We start from the raw sequence: 18892 nt of genomic DNA, 5'->3' as shown, positions 1-18892 counted from the left end.
TCATTTAAAGGTTGTTCCCAAAGTGGTCAACTTCTGGAACAACCTTTATACGAGAAAAGGGGTTATGACAAAATTTTGTCATAACCCCTTTTTTTGTGACTTTAAAAAAAAGAGAGAATGGCGGAAACAAACCTTACGTCCATCGTATACGACACAATCTGTGCGTAGATGCTACATTTTGTTCACTACTATCAAAATTACTTTAAAATGAAAACGTGATAAAAAAGAAAGTAGAAAAGTAGAAAAGTAACTCTAAAAAATCCAAAAAAATCCAGGCTCGATTGCGTACTTATCTTAAAGGAGAAACAATCCATCATACATAACCCGAAAGGAGACTTCTATTTGCCTAAGAAAAGACGAAAGACCATAGTCATCATTTTGACCATTCTTACTATAGGAATCGGAGGAAAATTTTACATGGACAAAAGAGAAGCGCAAAAACAGCAAGATTTACTCGCAGTAGAAAAACAGTCCGTCAAAGTTCTGAAAAATACCTTTGCGGATATCAAGGAAGTGAAGGTAGAAGAATTTAAAAAAAACCCTGTTACCGGAAGTTATGGTGCACTTGTGACAATGACAAATAATGAAGGGAAATCTGTTTATTTTGATTATAGTTTTTGGAAGGAGAGAAATGAACTTGGTGGTTTTGGCATTGAGAACAGAGCGGTACAAAAGACAGGAGTCACTATAAAAAGAGTAAAAGTAATTTTTTCTAACGGACAGGAGGAGTTAGTATGACAATAAACGATAAGCATTACAATGATATTAGTGAGAAGGTTTATTGGCTAGATCCCAAATATCCCCGCTACAATGAGGGATACAAAAAGAACTCTGTTAAAGAATTTGCTGGTATGGAATTTCAAATCTTACAAATCAAAGACTCATTGGACGGCATGCAGGCGATGGTTGTAGCGCCAATCGTCCATAGCAAATTGGAGAAAAATTTCAAAAATAAAAAAATTCCTGCAAACTTTCGCGTACTTAAATAATGAAGGTATCAATACCGTACATAAAAAGAAAGGAGGCACGTTCTTGCCCCGGAAAATAAGAAAACTCAGCTTAGCCATTTTATTCATCATCATATTAGGGATCGGAGGGAAAGTCTATATGGACAAAAGAGAAGTGCAAAGACAGAAAGATTTACTCGCAGTAGAAAAACAATCCGTCAAAGTTCTGAAAAATACTTTTGCGGATATCAAAGAAGTGAAAATCGAACAATTTGAGAAAAACGACATGACAGGAATCTATGAAGCATTGATAACGATGACCAATACAGAAGGAAAAGTCGTTTATTTTGATTATAGCTTTACAAAAGAAAGCAATGAGATAGATGGCTATGGTGTTGAAAATGAAGAAGTACAAAAAGAAGGGATTACGGTTGATGAGATTATAGTTATCTATACAGATGGAAGTGAGGAAAAAGTATGACAATTACTGATAAGCAGTATAAAGGAATAAGTAATAAAGTATATTGGCTAGATCCAAAACATCCTCAATATAGTAAAAGTTACAAAGAAGGCGCCATTAAAAACTTTGGAGAAACAAAATTCCAAATCCTAAAAATCAAAAACTCCTTCGACGGCATGCAGGCGATGGCTGTAGCGCCAATCGTCCATAGCAAATTGGAGAAAAATTTCAAAAATAAAAAAATTCCTGCAAACTTTCGCGTACTTAAATAATGAAGGTATCAATACCGTACATAAAAAGAAAGGAGGCACGTTCTTGCCCCGGAAAATAAGAAAATTCAGCTTAGCCATTTTGTTAATCGTCATATTAGGAATCGGAGGGAAAATCTATATGGACAAAAGAGAAGTGCAAAAACAGCAAGATTTACTCGCAGTAGAAAAACAATCCGTCAAAGTTCTGAAAAATACTTTTGCGGATATCAAGGAAGTGAAGATTAACGAAGCAGGAAAAAATGAAAAAACTGGTTCTTACGGAATGCATATAACGCTAATAACTATTAATAACGAAACAGTATCTTTCTCGTATACGTTTTGGAAAGAGCAAAACAAAATCGGGAGTTATAGTATAGAAAATAGAAATATACAAAAAAAGGGAATCACTAAAGAAAAAGTAAAAGTTACTTATACAAATAAAGAGGAGGAACTAGTTTGACTATAACTGAAGAATTCTATCGGGAGTTAAGTGACAAGGTTTATTGGCTAGATCCTAAACATTCAAAATATGAGCCTGATTTAAAAATTAATAGTGAGTGGGATTTTGCGGGTGTTGAATTTAAAATCCTACAAATCAAAGACTCATTGGACGGCATGCAGGCGATGGCTGTAGCGCCAATCAAGAACGGTAAAGTGGATATTTCTCAAGTAGTGATTGCCTTTGCAGGAACGAACTTAAGTGATTGGAAAGATTTGGAAACGGATGCAAGAAGTATCATGAATCTCTACGGGAATAGACCAGGAGCAAGTTTTTCTGAAAAAGCAACAACAAACAAGATTTTATCCGTTAGTGGATTGAAAACAGCGGGGCAAATCAATTCAGCGATTGCATTTGCTAATGAAGTAAAAAAGGAATATGGAGAAGCTGCTATTTCTACTACCGGCCATTCATTAGGTGGATTCTTAGCATTATATGTAGCAGCAGAGAAACAATGGAAAAATGTCGGCTTCAACGGGCCGGACCCGTATGATCTCTTATCACCAGAAGCAAAAAAATGGGTGGAAGAAAATCCCGGTATGCTCACCAATTACCGAAATCACGCCGATTTTATCGGTAATTTTGGTGGTAATGGCACAGGTGCTGAAGTTCGGATCAGTATGGAAACAGCATTCTTGAATCTGCTTGCTTCCCACAGTTTAACCTCTTGGAAGTTTGATGAAAATGGAAAGCTGATTATTCCTGAAAATAAAAACAATGTTAAAGCTCGAAAACAACAGAAAGAAAACCAAGCGACCCAGTTGTTTTCCTATCAGTTGCAAGAACTGAACAACATACGTAAAAAACTACGATTAAGTGGCGGCCGGCTGACAGTTAATGAACAAATTTACTTAGATGACACACAAGCTAGGTTAGTAGTGGAAAAGTTATCGGCAAAAATGAAAAGCGCTATGGAAGAAGTTATCCGCATCAATCAAAGAGGAATTTTTGAGCTAGAGAAAAAATGGCAAGAAGGCTTGCGGCAAGCACGTGTTGTCGCCCCTTCGTTGACTGAACAGGAAATCATAGAAGCATTAGCTAGTGTGGGCGCCACAAAAGAAAACTTAGTCGATTCTGCGAAAGAAGTCTATCTGCTACGAATCAATAAGGCAAGACGTATGGGGGAGGCCTTTGATACATTGGCGAAGGAGATCCAAGACAAAATCAATGAAATCGTGGCACGAGATCGAGAATTAGCACAGCAATTCAATTAAAGGAGAAGTAGATGAAACTAGAAGAATTGGAAAGAGATTATCGAAGTGAACGAAGACAATTAGAAGCTCAAGAAGATGAATTGATCCACTTTAAGAATCAAGGATTACGATTGATGGAGCAAGAGGAGCAGCGACTGCATCATGTATTAAAGAACTTAGCTTTAGATAATGAGCCTCTGTTTCAAGCAAGACGAAGTTATTCGAATTATCAGGAGCATTATCAACAAGCCCTACAAGTAGAACGACGAAAACTCTATCAGCAGCAAGATGAACTAGAACGTTCCTATCGTCAAAAAATCAGACAAATAACTATGGAGAAAGCATCTTATGAATGAATTTTTAATGCAATTACTAAAAGAATTAGAGAAAAATCTACATCGATCAAATGTACGTTCAGTTGGTATGGGGATATCTCAGCAAATTTGGGCAGAAAAACGATTGACAGATCAAAACTACCAAATGACTGCAGAAGAAGCTGCTCAAGAATTTTCTAACCGACATGTACACTTGAAAGAATCAGTAAAAGGGCAATTTGCAGAAAAACTAACCGAATTATTCCAAAGACAAGAAAAGAAATTAAAACAGTTTCGTTAGTAAAGTTATATAGAAAAATTTTGTGAAAATGGCTTTTCACATTTTTACATAAATTTGTCTTAATATCGTAGATGCAAGCTTTTGAACACCATTTATTCGGAAAAAGGGAGCTGTGACAAGATTTTTGTCGCAGCTCCCTTTAATTCTGATTAATCTATTAGATCAATCATCTTTATCGTCTGATTCTTTGGTCTCTGGATTCGCTCTAGCATAAGCTGAAGCGGTGTTCCAGTAATCTGTATAGTTTTCATCAGTACCGCCAACGCCGAATTTAAAGGCGCTTTTCTTCGGACCATTTTTTGCCCAAAGTGATTCCACTGTTTTTCCTGGCGTTTGGATGGATTTTTTATTGACAGTAACTTTTCCAGCTGTTTGTCCTGTGAACCCAGATACTTTTTTCTTCATCACATCGAATGATAAGTCAAATTTCTCATCAGTGCCGAAAATCTCAGGGTTTGCTTGGTAAGCTTGATTGATTAGATTGGCAAGATAATTAGCCGAACGTATTCTTGCTTGGCTGTCCATTCCAGTATTGTCATCGTGTCCTGCCCAACTACTGATAGTGATAGATGGAGTTGAGACGATCAGCCATGAATCTCGGTATTCATTGGTAGAACCAGTTTTTCCGACCCAATCTGCATTTCCTAGATTTCCGTTTAAGCTTGAGATGACATCTTTGAATGGTGTAGTGATTTTTTCATTGATCACACTACGCATCATGTCATTCATGATCGATGCCGTTGCTTCGGAATAAATACGGACAGAATTACTTTCATGTTTATAAATCACATTACCTGCATTATCTGTGATGGAATCAATGATATAGCCTTCTTCGTAGACTCCACCATTTGCTAAGGCCTGGAATCCATTTGTCTGTTGAAGCGTCGTTACATCTACTGTCCCTAAAGGAGCCGATTCAACGCCCCAATTATCATTTGCTGGGTAGTTCATCTTCGCCAAGTAGTGCTCGTAAGCGTATTGTTTCGATCCACCGGAATTCAACACATCTTGATATAAGTGATAAGCTGGGATATTGTTGGACCATTCCAGTGACTCACGAACGGTTTGGAAGGTGTTCGACCCTTCATTGGTCGCATTGACGATTTTCTCACCAGCATTTTTTCCTTCTTGCCAAGTCGTTGCATAATCTGATACACGGGATTCTGATCCGACAAGTCCCATATCGATTGCAGGACCGTAAACAAGAACCGGTTTGATGGATGAACCAGCTTGACGTTCTGTATCAAAGGCGTGGTTATTTTGATTCTGGCTGTAATTCCGACCACCCACGAAGCCATAGATACGTCCGGTTCTGTTATCCATCAATACATTTCCAGTCTCCACTTGGCTACCAGCACCATCATCTAACATGTAGCCATAATTTTCTACGCCGGTTTGCAATGCAGCATAGATATCTTTATCGATCGTCGAATGGATCGTATATCCTTTGTTTTGGATCGTTTGCTGTGCTTTTTGATAATAAGCTTCACTGACCGATGAATCTGACATATCAGCATTATCTTTTTCTGCCAATTGTTGTGCAATAATCCTTGTTGCTTCGTTCATCACGGTATAATACAAGAATTCTCTGTCAGTCTGTTCCGCGATTTGTTGTGGGAGAAAGTCTTTTGTAAGATCATAGTCTTTCGCTTCTTCGTATTGTTCTTTCGTAATTTGTCCTTCACGGTACATACTGAATAAAACAAAATCTTTTCTGGCAAGACCGGCAGAAAGATCTTCTTTTAGCGCGCCTGTATTCGTGTATGGACTATACGTGATAGGGCTTTGAGGCAAACCAGCGATATAAGCAGCTTGCGGCAGAGTCACATCCTTTGCATCTACACCAAAGATTCCTCTAGCAGCTTCCTGGACTCCAGCAATATTTTGCCCCTTATTATTCCGACCAAATGGTGAGACATTCAAATACGTAGCAATGATCTCATCTTTTGAAAAGTGTTTTTCTACTTGTGCAGAAAGAACAATCTCGTTTGCTTTACGTTTGAATGTTGTTTCATCGGTTAGGATCTGTTGTTTGACTAATTGCTGTGTCAAAGTGGATCCTCCAGACGAGCCGATGCCAGTCGCTTCTGAAACTAGTGCTCGTAAAACAGCTTTAGGGACATAACCTTGGTGTTTATCGAAGTATTCATCTTCTGTACTGATAATCGCGGTTTTCAATAAAGGCGAAATCTTATCAGATGAAATAGTCGTCCGCATCAGATCTGTCTGGATTTTTGATATCTCTGTATTATCTGCATAAACAATCTTTGACGTTTCCGTAATGTTTCCTAGTTCTGTCTGCAGTTCTTTTTTAGTCGGCAATTGTGTGTCTTCGACAAGATAGGCAAAGTAGCCAGCACCTATTCCGATACCTAGAGCTGCGAACAACAAAAGAAGAACAGTAATAAAAACAGTCAATGATTGAAACACTCTAAAAATAATCTTAGGAACAAACCATTTTTCTTTTTTTCTTCTATTCTGTTTTTTTCGAGTATTTTTGCGTGGCAAAAGGGTCACCTCAACTAATGGTTTTATTTCGCTAATTATAGCAAATAATAGGACAAAAAAACAGACAAGGCTGTTTTTGACAGGAATTTCTTTTTCGAATGAGATAAAACGTGAGGAAATGATCTTTTTTATGAAAGAGTTCTTAAGCTTTTCTTTAGGGAAAGTTTCAGTTACTATGGAGAACAGGGCAAAGAAAAACAAACTATTTTCTTTGTACATCATCTTATCAATATACAGGAATTGTTCGAAACAATTGCCTTTCAAGGAGGAATCCATCCATGTTATTAGGCTCACACGTCAGCATGAGCGGAAAGAAAATGCTGTTAGGCGCGGCAGAAGAAGCAGCCAGTTACGGATCTTCGACCTTTATGATCTATACAGGCGCTCCTCAAAATACTAGAAGAAAAGCTATCGAAGAGATGAATATTGATGCCGGAAAAGCATTTATGGCAGAAAACGGACTAACAAATATCGTCGTTCATGCGCCTTATATCATTAATTTGGGAAATACGATCAAACCAGAAATGTTTCCATTTGCTGTACAATTTCTGAGAGAAGAGATTGTCCGTGCGGAAGCTTTAGGTGCTACTCAAATCACCCTTCACCCAGGCGCTCATGTAGGAGCAGGGGCAGAAGCTGGGATTGCTAGAATTATTGAGGGGTTGAATGAAGTTTTGACAAAAGAACAGACGGCACAGATCGCTTTGGAGACGATGGCAGGGAAAGGTACGGAAATCGGTCGAACATTTGAGGAATTAGCGCAAATCATCGATGGAGTAAAATTGAATGAAAAATTATCCGTTACTTTTGATACATGTCATACGAATGATGCCGGATATAATATAAAAGAAGATTTTTCAGGTGTAATGGAAGAGTTTGATAAGGTCATCGGATTAGATCGGCTTAAAGTACTGCATATCAATGATTCTAAAAATCCACAAGGTTCTCATAAAGATCGGCATGCCAATATCGGTTTTGGAACAATTGGATTTGACACATTGAACAAAATCGTCCATGATCCAATGTTTGACAACATTTCGAAAATATTAGAAACCCCATATGTCGGTAAAGATAAAAAGAAAGCTTACGCACCATATGGAAAAGAAATTTCCATGTTCAAAGCGCAAGCATTCGATCCCGAAGTGTTCCCTGAGTTATTAGCAGAAGAAGTCACACTTTAAGTTTTCTATCTGACAGCAACAAAAAAGGATTGGGCAGTCTGCCTTGTCCTTTTTTGTTTAAGAAACAAAGGAGTGCTTTTTGCATTCGTTTTCGACATGCTCCTTTCGCCCCCTCTTTTTAAATTCAGACAAACAGGGTATACTGATAGAAAAGTAAAAAACGAAAAGTTTCACAAACAAGTAGCAAAACGTGATTGAAAGGACGAAAAGATGCTGAACATTTTAAACCCCTTGATCGACCAACTAAAAAAGAAACATACATACTTTATTCTTGGCATAGCCGTATTATTTACAATTATTCGGTTGTATTTATATAGTAAAGCAATCTATGGAACAGATATGTCGGCGACCTATGATGATCAGCTGCTGATTCACTATGCTCAAAATATTTTGGATGGTAAATGGCTAGGGGAGTACACGACTACGACACTTTCAAAAGGGATCTCCTACAGCTTGTTTTTAGTACTTGCACATAAACTGCATCTTTCTTATGCAGTTTTATTCGGCATGTTCAGTATTCTTGCCAGTATATTGGTTGCACTAGCGTTTAAACCAATCGTGAAGAACAAGTATCTTCTTTTAAGTATCTATTTTTATTTTTTGTTTTCTCCGATTAGTTTTACACATGAATATTCCACTCGAACATATCGTAATGCTCTCGTGATCCCGACTGTTGAGATCATTATCGCTTGTTTACTAGCTATTTATTACCGCAAATATAATTCCAGCAAAAAATTGCTGCCGTGGTTTTTAGGGCTAGCTGTTTCTTTTCCTTTCTTTTGGTTCATTCGCGAAGATTCCATCTGGCTTCTTCCTTTTACTGTAGTCGCGTTAGGTATCAGTTTCGTTCAGATCTTGCTAGGACAAGACTTTTCTTTCAAAGAAGCAAAGAAGTTAAAAGAACGACCATTTCTCCTTTCGAAACAAGAATGGCTGAAACTTTCATTGTTTTTACTCCCTCTAGTCGGTTTCTCCATCGTCTATCAGTGGATCGAATATAAAAACGAGACAACATATGGTATTGCCGCCATCAATGACCGTTCGAGTGGCGAATTTGGACGTTTGATGAAACAGCTGATCCGAATAGATGACGAAACAAACTTAAATAAAGAAAACAGTGAGATATGGGTCTCGCATGCTGCATTAAATAAAGCTTTAGACGCATCTCCTACATTTCATACTGTTTCTACTCGTATTGACGAATTGTATACGACTCATGCGTGGACCCAAGGCGGAAAAGTAAAAGAATTACCAGGAGATATCATTTTTTGGGCATTGCGAGATGTGGTAAGCGAATCTGGTTATTACCAAAACAATGCAAAAGAAACCAATGATTTTTGGAAAAAAGTCAATCAAGAATTAGAAGAAGCCTATCAAAAGGGAACTATCAAAAAGAAAAAAGAATTTTATCTGATGGGATCAGGGGATGGAAAGACGATGAATGATCTGCCAATCGTATTTGCTTTTCTGAAATCAGGATATGCCTATGCATGGCGATACAAAGATTTCCATCAAGGGGGGAATTATAGTTTCGGGACGCAAGAACAAGTCGAACAGGCACAAGAACTATTGAATCTTCCACTAATGGATAATTGGATCGATAGCAGTGATCCGAGAACACCTGATTTCCAGTTGACAAAAACAGCAAAAGTCGCGAATGTCATGATAAAAATTTACCAAGTTCTGGCCATTCCCGTGCTGATTGCTTCAATAGCAGGGATATTACTTATGATACTAGGAACCGTATTTGCAAAAGCTGATCGTGCCTATTATAGTTCCTCTTTGATTGTAGTCATCGGATTAATACTGACACAATTGGTTTTTCTTTTCGGTGTCTCGTGGTTTTGTTCTTATGCGCCAGAAAAAAAGGATTATTTTTTAAGTGTCTACACTGGCGCAGGCGTGCCATTAACGCAATTCATCGCAGTAACAAGCATGCTAGTTTTTAGTAAATTGAATCTGAAAAAAGCTTTATCTTCCAAATAAAAAGGGAACTGTGACAAAAGTCTTGTCGCAGTTCCTTTTTCCGAATAAACGGTGTTCAAAAGCTTGCATCTGCGGTAATAAGCTCAACCAAACGTAAAATATGAGGAACTATTTTTGTTTGGCTGTTCTTATTACTTGATGCAGGGCAGCTTTTTCACAACCTCTGATACACGGTGTTCCAGAAGTAACTTCTTCGGAAATAAGCCGAAATTTCACAAAAATTTGAAAAGCAATTTTCTTAAATTCCTTCTTATTTCTTGAAGCTGCCCACTTCTGTCACAACCTCCTTTGTGTAAAAGAATCAGTTTCTATTCGATTTCTTCTATCGTTTCTTGCAAACGCTGTTCATATTTTTTGTTTCCTTTATATAAATCACCAATCGTCCATGCCAACAGGAGAAGGACAAGAACAATGATTACATAGGCAATTTGATCAGCCAATGCTAGTTGAGCTGAGGTGGCTTGCTCGCCGAAGAAACTTTCGATTTGACCTGGTAATCCTCGTAAGTTCAAGTAAGTCAGACTAATCACAGAGAACCAGCCAAGAAGTTTTACAACAAATGAATTTTTGAATCGGCTCCCCATCTCCGCTTGGCTATTGGTCATCATCAGTAAAGGAATCATCGAGAATGGCAATGCAAAAGCCAGAAAAACTTGGGATTCATTCATCAAGTTATTCAAAGCGGTATGTTCTTCGATCGTTCCTTTTGTACTTGTAAACAAAACACAAATCAATACAGGAATCACAGAAAGCAATCGTGTGACTAGTCTTCTTAGCCAAATCGGGATACGCATATGGATGAAGCCTTCCATGATGACTTGACCGGTCAACGTACCAGTAATAGTAGAGTTCTGGCCAGAAGCAAGAAGTGCTACAGCAAATAAAGTAGACAAGATACCAGATTTTGCTACAGCAATCAAGATACCATTGCTCATAGCTGATGGATCAGATAAAGCTTCATACAGACCAAAAAAGGAAGGATCTTGGACAGAACCGGTTTTGAATACAGCGACACCCATGATCAATAGCAGTGCATTGACTAAAAAAGCCATTGACAACTGGATATTAGAGTCCCAAGTAGAAAAGCGTACCGCTTGTGCTACATCTTCTTCGTCTTGGTGATCAATCTTCCGAGTTTGAGAAACTGCTGAATGAAGATATAAGTTATGCGGCATGACTGTTGCACCAATAATCCCTAACGCTCCAGTCAGCGGAGTTTCACCACCTATGACAGGTGAGTCTGAGAATGTATGACTGTTAGGGATAAAGCCAGCAAATAAACTGTGCCAATCAGGGTTAGACAAGCCAACTTGATAGACGAAAACGAATAAAATGACGAAAATCAAGCAGACAACCAAAGCTTCGATTTTACGAAACCCGACTTTTGTCAGCAATAAAAGGACGAAAACATCTAACACAGTGATAAATACGGCAATTACCAATGGAATATCAAAAAGTAAGTAGAGGGCGATTGCTGCACCAATGACTTCTGCGATGTCTGTTGCCATAATGGCTAATTCAGTCAAGATCCATAAAATGACACCCAATGTCTTACTTGTCCGTGCTCGGATTGCTTGGGCCAAATCCATTTGGGTCACGATTCCTAATTTTGCTGCCATATACTGTAAAAGCATAGCAATTAGACTAGACATCAAAATAACTGACATCAATAAATATTGGAAATTTTGTCCACCAGTGATCGAAGTGGACCAGTTACCTGGATCCATATAACCAACTGCTACTAATGCACCTGGTCCAGAGTAAGCAAGAAGTGTTTTAAAAAAACTTTTTCCCTTTGGTACATCCACTGTTCCATTTACTTCAGCTAAAGATAAACCATTTGTATGTTCAATAAGTCGATGCTTATGAAATTGTTTGTTGGATTGATTATTCAAGAAAAAACCACCTTTCCTATTTATCTACGATTACATTCTACACCTCAGAAAGAAAAAATTAAAGAAAAAGATTCGGTATGCCTAATTTTTTTTCGTGGCGTGTCTTGCTGGTTAATGAAAAAAATTTTGTTCTTCTCTAAAAAAACCACTATTTTTTGCATGAAACTAAAGAATACGCCTTTCTTTTTTCAATAAACTTTAGTAAAATAAATCATTGAGAGCAATTCGGAAATAGAAAGGAGAGATTTATATGGTATCAACAGGTATTGTCGTACTTATTGCTATTATTGCTTTGCTAATCGGCGCAGTAGGTGGCTTTTTCCTAGCGCGTAAATATATGAAAGACTATTTAGAAAAAAATCCTCCCGTTAATGAGGACATGTTGCGATCAATGATGATGTCAATGGGGCAAAAACCATCTGAGAAGAAAATTCGCCAGATGATGCAGCAAATGAAGAACCAAGGGAAAAAATAGGTTCTGACCCAAAGACTTTTTGCGGGCTGATTTTTTCAGTCCGTTTTTTATTTCGTAATTTGTTAGACTATTCAGACTATTCAGCAAAAAAGACAAGGACAGACAATCCTATGCTCTTGATAAAGACAAAGGAGGAGTAAAATGTCGATTTTTAGAAAATTAGGTTGGTTTTTTCGTCAGGAAAAGAAACATTATTTAATTGGGATTTTCTCCCTATTCGCAGTGGCCTTGGTACAGTTAGTTCCTCCAAAAGTGATTGGGATCATCATTGATGAGATCGCCGATAAGAATTTATCAATAAAGATCATTTCTTGGTGGATCTTACTATTGATCCTTGCAGCTTTCTTACAATATCTTTTTCGTTATATCTGGCGGACGAATATTTGGGGAAGTGCAGCTCGGTTGGAGAAAGAACTTCGGCAGCAGCTATTCAAACATTTTACAGAAATGGACAATCTCTTTTACCAAAAATATCGGACTGGAGATTTGATGGCTCATGCAACGAATGATTTGAATGCAATCCAAAATGTAGCAGGAGCTGGTATCTTGACCTTTGCAGATTCAGTGATCACGGGCGGAACAACGATCATTGCGATGATTTTGTTTATTGATTGGCGCTTAACACTGATTGCGCTGATTCCTCTGCCTTTACTAGCCGTTACTTCACGAGTGCTGGGGTCAAAACTCCACGATGCTTTTCGTGATTCGCAAGAAGCTTTTTCTAGTATCAATGATAAGACACAAGAAAGTATCACTGGGATCAAAGTCATTAAAACATTTGGACAAGAAAAAGAAGATCTCGCGGATTTTGAAGAAAAGATTGAAGATGCAATTATTAAAAACAAACGAGTCAATTTTTTAGACTCCTTATTTGATCCATTCATTACCTTGATTATCGGTCTGTCTTATGTTGCAACAATTATTTTAGGTGGAAAGTATGTCTTGGAAGGCACGATCTCGATCGGGCAGATGGTCTCATTTATTAGCTATATCGGTATGCTTGTTTGGCCGATGTTTGCGATTGGTCGATTGTTCAACGTATTGGAAAGAGGAAATGCTTCTTATGATCGCGTCAATGAACTTTTGCATGAAAAGACGCATATCGTGGAACAACTGGGTGCAGTGCAGACCCCGGCAAAAGGCGAGCTGAATGTAGCTATTTCCTCTTTTAACTATCCGAAAGAAGAATCACCAGCATTAGAACAAATCAAATTTGCGATCCAAGAAGGAGAAACATTAGGTATTGTTGGGAAAACTGGTGCGGGAAAAACGACAATCATCAAATTACTGATGCGTGAATACGATGATTATCAAGGGAAAATCCAATTTGGCGGACGTTCGATCAAAGAATATTCATTGAATGCTTTATTAGGATCAATCGGTTATGTGCCTCAGGATCACTTCCTGTTTTCGATGACCATTCGAGATAATATCCGTTTTTCTAATCCAAAACTTTCAGAAGAAGAAGTAGAGCATGCGGCTTCTTTAGCATTTATCAACAATGAAATCAAGGAATTGCCAAAAGGTTATGATACCTTAGTTGGAGAACGTGGAGTCTCTTTATCTGGCGGACAGAAACAGAGGATTTCGATTGCTCGAGCATTGATCAAAAATCCTGAATTGCTGATCTTAGATGATGCACTTTCTGCAGTAGATGCCAAAACAGAAGAAGCTATCTTGCATAATTTAAAAGAAATAAGAAAAGAGAAAACAACCATCATTGCAGCTCACCGTTTAAGCAGCGTGATGCATGCAAAAGAAATCATTGTTGTCGATCAAGGGAAAATCATTGAACGAGGAACCCACCACGAGCTGCTTGCATTAGGTGGCTGGTATGAACGAATGTGGGAAAAACAGCAATTAGAAGCGAAGATAGAAGGAGGCGAGGCCTGATGGATGAGAATTATCAATCGGAATGGACAAAATCGATTCCACTTAAAGAACAGAAGAAGATCATCAAACGACTGATGAAGTTCGCCAAACCTTTTAGAAGAACGTTCATCGTTGCTATCTTATTTGCGTTTGCCCTGTCTGTGATCAATGTCCTATTGCCAAGGATCATCCAAACTTTTATGGATGATCATCTGGCTAAACAGTCAGCTACGACACAAGTTATTTTGTTTTTTGCTGGTGTGTACTTGTTTGGAGTCATAGTCAAAAGTATCATTTGGTTTTTCCAATGGTATTTGTATTCCATGGCTTCATTGAAGACCTATCAGTATGTTCGGGTAAGATTATTTGAAAAGCTGCATACACTAGGTATGCGTTATTTTGACCAGACACCGGCAGGATCGACCGTTTCTCGAGTGACGAATGATACAGAAACGCTATTTGAATTTTGGTATGTCTTTTTGATGGTATTGACTGGGATCTTTGCAGTCGTTTCTTCTTTCGTTGCCATGTTTCAAATCAATGGAGAAATTGCCTTGTGGACTTTGGTGTTTTTGCCGATTTTAGGAATCGTCATCTGGTATTACCAGAAATTCAGTTCTCGTATTTACCGAAATATGCGGGAAAAATTAAGTCAGCTGAACACGAAATTGAATGAATCGATTTCCGGCATGCGTATTATCCAGCAGTTTCGCCAAGAAGCTCGTTTAGCTAAAGAATTTGAACAAGTGAACAACGAGTATTTAGACACGCGCTATGCGATGATCAAAACGAATTCGATTCTGTTAAGTCCGATCATCAATTTTCTCTATGCATTGGCGATTGCGTTGGCGTTGACTTTGTTTGGGATCGATGCGTTGCATTCTCCCGTAGAAGTTGGACTGATCTATGCATTTACGACCTATGTCCAGGGATTTTTTAATCCAATGTCTCAAATGATGGACTTTTTGAGCACCTTTACAGATGGGATGGTTGCCGGTAGTCGTATTTTGAAAATCATGGATACAGAAGAATATGCACCGCAACAAAATCCTGGAGCAGATCAAGCGATTACTTCAGGTAAGATCGAGTTTCGCAATGTAAGCTTTTCTTATGATGGAGAGCACAATGTATTGAACAATATCTCTTTTGTCGCTAATCCGGGTGAGACAGTTGCATTAGTGGGGCACACCGGAAGCGGAAAAAGCTCGATCATCAACGTATTGATGCGGTTTTACGAATTTTATGAAGGCCAGATCTTGATTGATGATCATGACATTCGAGAATATCCAATGGAAGAGTTACGTAAGAAAATGGGATTGGTCTTGCAAGATGCCTTCTTGTTTTATGGAGATATTGCAGGAAATATCCGGATGATGAATCCAGCTATCACAGACGAACAGATTCGCCATGCAGCTGAGTTTGTTCAAGCAAACAAGTTCATCGATGAATTACCAAAAGGATATCACTCAAAAGTGATCGAACACGGTGCCAGCTATTCTAGTGGACAACGACAGCTGATCACTTTTGCGCGAACAATCGTGACAGATCCTAAAATACTAGTATTGGATGAAGCAACAGCAAATATCGATACTGAAACCGAAGGATTGATCCAAGAAGGATTGGCAAAAATGCGACAAGGACGGACAACGATAGCGATTGCCCATCGGCTGTCCACGATTCGGGATGCAGAATTGATTTTAGTTTTAGACAAAGGTCATATAGTAGAGCGTGGGAATCATGAAACACTTCTAGCGCAAAATGGTTTGTATGCAGATATGTACAAACTGCAAAGCAGTGGTGTGTAAAAAGAGGTTGTGACAGTAGCATAGTAGCATTTTGTCCTAAGCGCTAGAGCGAAAATAAAACAGAGCTTCCCAGATTCTTCATCTGTGAGCGTTAGTGGCGTAGTCACCCGATTTAAAAAAGACGACGACAGCTAGTCAAAAGTGCCTAATAGCCACTAAGAAAGCGTTGACAAAAGCGTTTGCTTTCGATAATATAAAGAAAACGATACAACTTGGATAGTGATTGCCTGATGCAAGCTAAACCTGATGAGTCTCCCATGGTTCCATGGACGGCTTTTTGGGTTTTTCTTTTTGTTTTGAATACAGCCCTATATATCATGGAAAGGAGCAAAACATGCTGATTGAGAAAGTACTGAATAACAACGTCGTAATAACCAGGGATGAAAGAAATCAGGAAATGATCGTGATGGGAAAAGGTTTGGCATTCAAAAAGAAAGTGGGTGACCCGATTTTTGACTCATGCATCGACAAAAAATTTCAGTTGACAAATGACGGGCTTTCACAACAGTTCCAAGAATTGGCACAAGCGATTCCTCTTGAGTACTTAGAAATTTCTTGTGAAATCATTGAATATACAAAAGAGGCTCTACAAGTCCAGTTGAATGATTCTGTGTATATTGCATTGACGGATCATTTGTATACGGCTATCGAACGTCACAAAATGGGAATATTTGTACCAAATGTATTGCTGTATGATATCAAACAACTATTTCCTAAAGAGTATGCCATCGGGAAAAAAACAGTGAAGAAAATCTCGGATAAATACCACATCAAGTTATCAGAAGATGAAGCCGGATTTATCGCATTGCATTTAGTCAATGCACAAGGCATTCAAAGCCAACAAAACAATACCTACCTGTTTACTATAACAATACAGGATATTCTAAATATCGTCCGCTATTACTATAAGATTACATTTGATGAAGATTCAGTCCATTTTTTTCGATTCGTCACACACTTACGTTTTTTTCTGACACGCGTCCTAGATGGAGAAAAATCAGAAGTGGGAGAAGTTTCTGAGGAATTGTTTCAGGTTATTCAAAAAAAATATAAGGATACGTTTGGTTGCGTTGAGAAAATAGCAGACTTTTTAGCCGAGACGTTCAACTACCAGATGTCCACGGACGAAAAAATGTATTTAACGATCCATACTGCGCGTTTAGTGCATGAGAATCGTTGTAAATAAATAAAAAAAGGAGGATAAATTAACAAGAACGTATGAAATAAGGGTAGTGACATTCAGTTGGCTAAACCTTCCACTAATAAATTGGAGGGAATAGAAATGGGAAAATACCAAGAATTAGCGAGAAAAATCGTAGAAAATGTCGGCGGGAAGGAAAATATCAATGGTTTGACACATTGTATCACAAGGCTTCGTTTCAAATTAAAAAACGAAGAAAAAGCAAATGATGAGATCTTGAAAAATATGGACGGTATTGTAACGGTAATGCGAGCGGGAGGGCAGTATCAAGTTGTCATCGGGAATCATGTGCCAGTCGTGTTTGAAGAGGTTATAAAAGCAGGAAACCTTACTTTTGATGAGGCTGTTTCAACAGAAAAAATGAGACCGTTTGATATGCTTATTGATGGAATATCGGGCTGTTTCCAACCATTCCTTGCTATCCTAGCTGCTGGCGGGATGATTCGTGGACTGACAGCATTCCTTGTCTTCTTAGGCGCGTTTGACCGCGGTTCTGGCACATTTGTTATGTTTGATAATATCGGTGATTCTGTATTCCAATTTATGCCTGTTATTATCGGTTTAACAGCTGCCCGTAAATTTAAAGTAAATGAATTCGTAGGGATGTTGCTTGGCGCAGCATTAATGAATCCTAGCTTGTCGCTGGAAGCTTTGAGTGGTGCAGCAGAAGCACCACTAACGACCATATTTTCTGGCACTATTTTTGAAGCACCTATTTATCAAACAGTATTCGGCATTCCCTGGATTGCGCGTAACTACGCTTCTTCTGTCATTCCCATTATCTTTATTGTGTTGTTAGCTAGCCAAATTCAGAAACCAATTAAAAAGTTAGTACCTGAGATGATCGCGAATTTCTTCGTTCCATTCTTCACCGTTCTTATTACAATGCCTTTAGGTTTTTTACTCGTTGGACCAGTATTCACATTCGCAACTGATATTTTAATGGCTGGATTTGAAACACTTTTAGCACTTTCGCCAGTTATTTATGGAGCAATCGTAGGCTTCTTCTGGCAAATTCTGGTGATGTTTGGTCTCCATTGGGCAATCGTACCAATGGGATTGATGCAATTTTCTGTGAATGGTTGGCAAAATATTATGACACCTGTTGCAGTAGTGTCTTTTGGACAAACTGCAGCACTTACCGCACTCTACTTTAAGCTTAGAAATCCAAAAGACAAAGCAATTGCAATACCAGCCATTGTTTCTGGTATTGTGGGGATTACAGAGCCAGCTATTTATGGGTTTACATTACCACGTAAAAAAATATTTATTTTTACCTGTGTCGGTGGTGCGTTAGGGGGCGCGTATAGTGGGTTAATGAATTTAACTTCTTGGAATCAAGGTGGACTAGGCATCTTTACAATTCCCAACTATATTAGACCAGATGGTGATTTAACAGATGTGATTAATGTATTGATTGGGATCGCCATTGCGATGGTGGTATCCTTTGCGCTGACTTTTTTCTTTTGGAAGGAGGAAGCAGGTGAAACAGATGACAGACAGAAAAGATCAGGTAAAGAAATTGTAAAAACACCGATACAAGGACAAATCGCTCCACTGAAAACAGCAAAGGATGCAGCTTTTGCACAAGGAACACTAGGTCGAGGAATCTTGATCTACCCTGAAAAAGGAGAAGTACGTGCCCCTTTTGACGGAACAGTCATGACCCTGTTCCCCACGAAACATGCAATCGGAATGGTTTCTGAAACAGGTCTGGAATTGCTGATTCATGTCGGATTGGATACTGTTCAGTTGGAAGGGAAATATTTTGAAAGCTTGGTGCAGCAAGGAGAAAGAGTGAAACAAGGCGATCTGTTGCTCCGCTTCGACAAAAAGAAAATCGAAAAGGAAGGATACAGTTTAGAAACACCTGTAATCGTCACCAATTACATGGATTATTTGGATATTTTGGAAAATCAAGGGGAGACGGTCGGGCCAGACGATGCACTTATCACCGCACTGACCTGAACGGTTAGGTGAAAGAATGGAATAGACTTAACTATT

General features: G+C 38.5%; 17 protein-coding genes. 15 read left to right on the top strand and 2 right to left on the bottom strand.

What is annotated here, in order from left to right:
* The first annotated feature begins 342 nt into the window (after positions 1-342).
* From KFO35_RS02305 to KFO35_RS02270, 8 genes are read left to right on the top strand one after another with little or no spacing between them, the layout of a single operon-like run.
* On the top strand, positions 343-738 hold the full coding sequence (locus tag KFO35_RS02305) for a hypothetical protein (protein ID WP_025481034.1): 396 nt from the start codon (positions 343-345) through the stop codon (positions 736-738).
* Positions 735-989: a hypothetical protein gene (locus KFO35_RS02300; protein ID WP_010727056.1), complete on the top strand. Its 255-nt coding sequence runs from the start codon at positions 735-737 to the stop codon at positions 987-989. Before KFO35_RS02305 ends, KFO35_RS02300 begins: the two co-directional genes overlap by 4 nt.
* A 43-nt stretch (positions 990-1032) precedes the next feature.
* Positions 1033-1428: a hypothetical protein gene (locus tag KFO35_RS02295; RefSeq protein ID WP_070704308.1), complete on the top strand. Its 396-nt coding sequence runs from the start codon at positions 1033-1035 to the stop codon at positions 1426-1428.
* A complete protein-coding gene (locus KFO35_RS02290) occupies positions 1425-1679 on the top strand; it encodes a hypothetical protein (protein ID WP_070704305.1) in 255 nt (84 codons plus the stop codon). The genes KFO35_RS02295 and KFO35_RS02290 overlap by 4 nt, the downstream gene beginning before the upstream one ends.
* 43 nt (positions 1680-1722) lie before the next feature.
* The gene (locus KFO35_RS02285; RefSeq protein WP_070704302.1) at positions 1723-2118 is read left to right on the top strand and encodes a hypothetical protein; all 396 of its coding nucleotides are present in this window, start codon (positions 1723-1725) and stop codon (positions 2116-2118) included.
* Complete coding sequence (locus KFO35_RS02280) at positions 2115-3371, top strand: lipase (RefSeq protein WP_156272069.1); 1257 nt, start codon at positions 2115-2117, stop codon at positions 3369-3371. Before KFO35_RS02285 ends, KFO35_RS02280 begins: the two co-directional genes overlap by 4 nt.
* Before the next feature lie 11 nt (positions 3372-3382).
* Entirely contained in the window at positions 3383-3706 is a 324-nt protein-coding gene (locus KFO35_RS02275; protein WP_070873112.1) for a hypothetical protein, read from the top strand.
* Positions 3699-3965 carry a hypothetical protein gene (locus KFO35_RS02270; RefSeq protein ID WP_002314688.1) on the top strand — a complete coding sequence of 89 codons (267 nt, stop codon included), beginning with the start codon at positions 3699-3701 and terminating at the stop codon, positions 3963-3965. Before KFO35_RS02275 ends, KFO35_RS02270 begins: the two co-directional genes overlap by 8 nt.
* Positions 3966-4127: 162 nt before the next feature.
* Here the strand turns inward: KFO35_RS02270 and KFO35_RS02265 are convergent, their stop codons facing one another.
* Positions 4128-6473, bottom strand: a complete 2346-nt coding sequence (locus KFO35_RS02265) for a transglycosylase domain-containing protein (protein ID WP_156272071.1) — start codon at positions 6471-6473, stop codon at positions 4128-4130.
* A 278-nt stretch (positions 6474-6751) separates the two neighbouring features.
* Here KFO35_RS02265 and KFO35_RS02260 point away from each other — a divergent pair, with 278 nt between their 5' ends.
* Both KFO35_RS02260 and KFO35_RS02255 read left to right on the top strand, forming a co-directional pair.
* A complete protein-coding gene (locus tag KFO35_RS02260) occupies positions 6752-7654 on the top strand; it encodes a deoxyribonuclease IV (protein ID WP_002308625.1) in 903 nt (300 codons plus the stop codon).
* 210 nt (positions 7655-7864) lie between these two features.
* Entirely contained in the window at positions 7865-9640 is a 1776-nt protein-coding gene (locus KFO35_RS02255; RefSeq protein WP_010727060.1) for a hypothetical protein, read from the top strand.
* A 308-nt stretch (positions 9641-9948) separates the two neighbouring features.
* Here the strand turns inward: KFO35_RS02255 and KFO35_RS02250 are convergent, their stop codons facing one another.
* Positions 9949-11535, bottom strand: coding sequence for an Nramp family divalent metal transporter (locus KFO35_RS02250; RefSeq protein ID WP_002320293.1), 1587 nt, complete (start codon positions 11533-11535; stop codon positions 9949-9951).
* 250 nt (positions 11536-11785) lie between these two features.
* Here KFO35_RS02250 and KFO35_RS02245 point away from each other — a divergent pair, with 250 nt between their 5' ends.
* The 5 genes from KFO35_RS02245 to KFO35_RS02225 all read left to right on the top strand — a co-directional run bounded on the left by KFO35_RS02245 (position 11786) and on the right by KFO35_RS02225 (position 18856).
* Positions 11786-12010 carry a YneF family protein gene (locus KFO35_RS02245; RefSeq protein WP_002291670.1) on the top strand — a complete coding sequence of 75 codons (225 nt, stop codon included), beginning with the start codon at positions 11786-11788 and terminating at the stop codon, positions 12008-12010.
* A 141-nt stretch (positions 12011-12151) separates the two neighbouring features.
* Complete coding sequence (locus KFO35_RS02240; RefSeq protein WP_002294954.1) at positions 12152-13903, top strand: ABC transporter ATP-binding protein; 1752 nt, start codon at positions 12152-12154, stop codon at positions 13901-13903.
* Positions 13903-15687 carry an ABC transporter ATP-binding protein gene (locus KFO35_RS02235; RefSeq protein ID WP_002313511.1) on the top strand — a complete coding sequence of 595 codons (1785 nt, stop codon included), beginning with the start codon at positions 13903-13905 and terminating at the stop codon, positions 15685-15687. Before KFO35_RS02240 ends, KFO35_RS02235 begins: the two co-directional genes overlap by 1 nt.
* 334 nt (positions 15688-16021) lie before the next feature.
* Positions 16022-16873, top strand: a complete 852-nt coding sequence (gene licT, locus KFO35_RS02230; protein ID WP_002314691.1) for a BglG family transcription antiterminator LicT — start codon at positions 16022-16024, stop codon at positions 16871-16873.
* A gap of 96 nt (positions 16874-16969) precedes the next feature.
* Positions 16970-18856 carry a beta-glucoside-specific PTS transporter subunit IIABC gene (locus KFO35_RS02225; protein ID WP_156272073.1) on the top strand — a complete coding sequence of 629 codons (1887 nt, stop codon included), beginning with the start codon at positions 16970-16972 and terminating at the stop codon, positions 18854-18856.
* Positions 18857-18892 lie beyond the last annotated feature (36 nt).

This window comes from Enterococcus lactis, assembly GCF_015751045.1.
GTDB classification, from domain to species: Bacteria; Bacillota; Bacilli; order Lactobacillales; family Enterococcaceae; genus Enterococcus_B; species Enterococcus_B lactis.
This window is presented reverse-complemented; position numbering and strand designations above follow the sequence as displayed.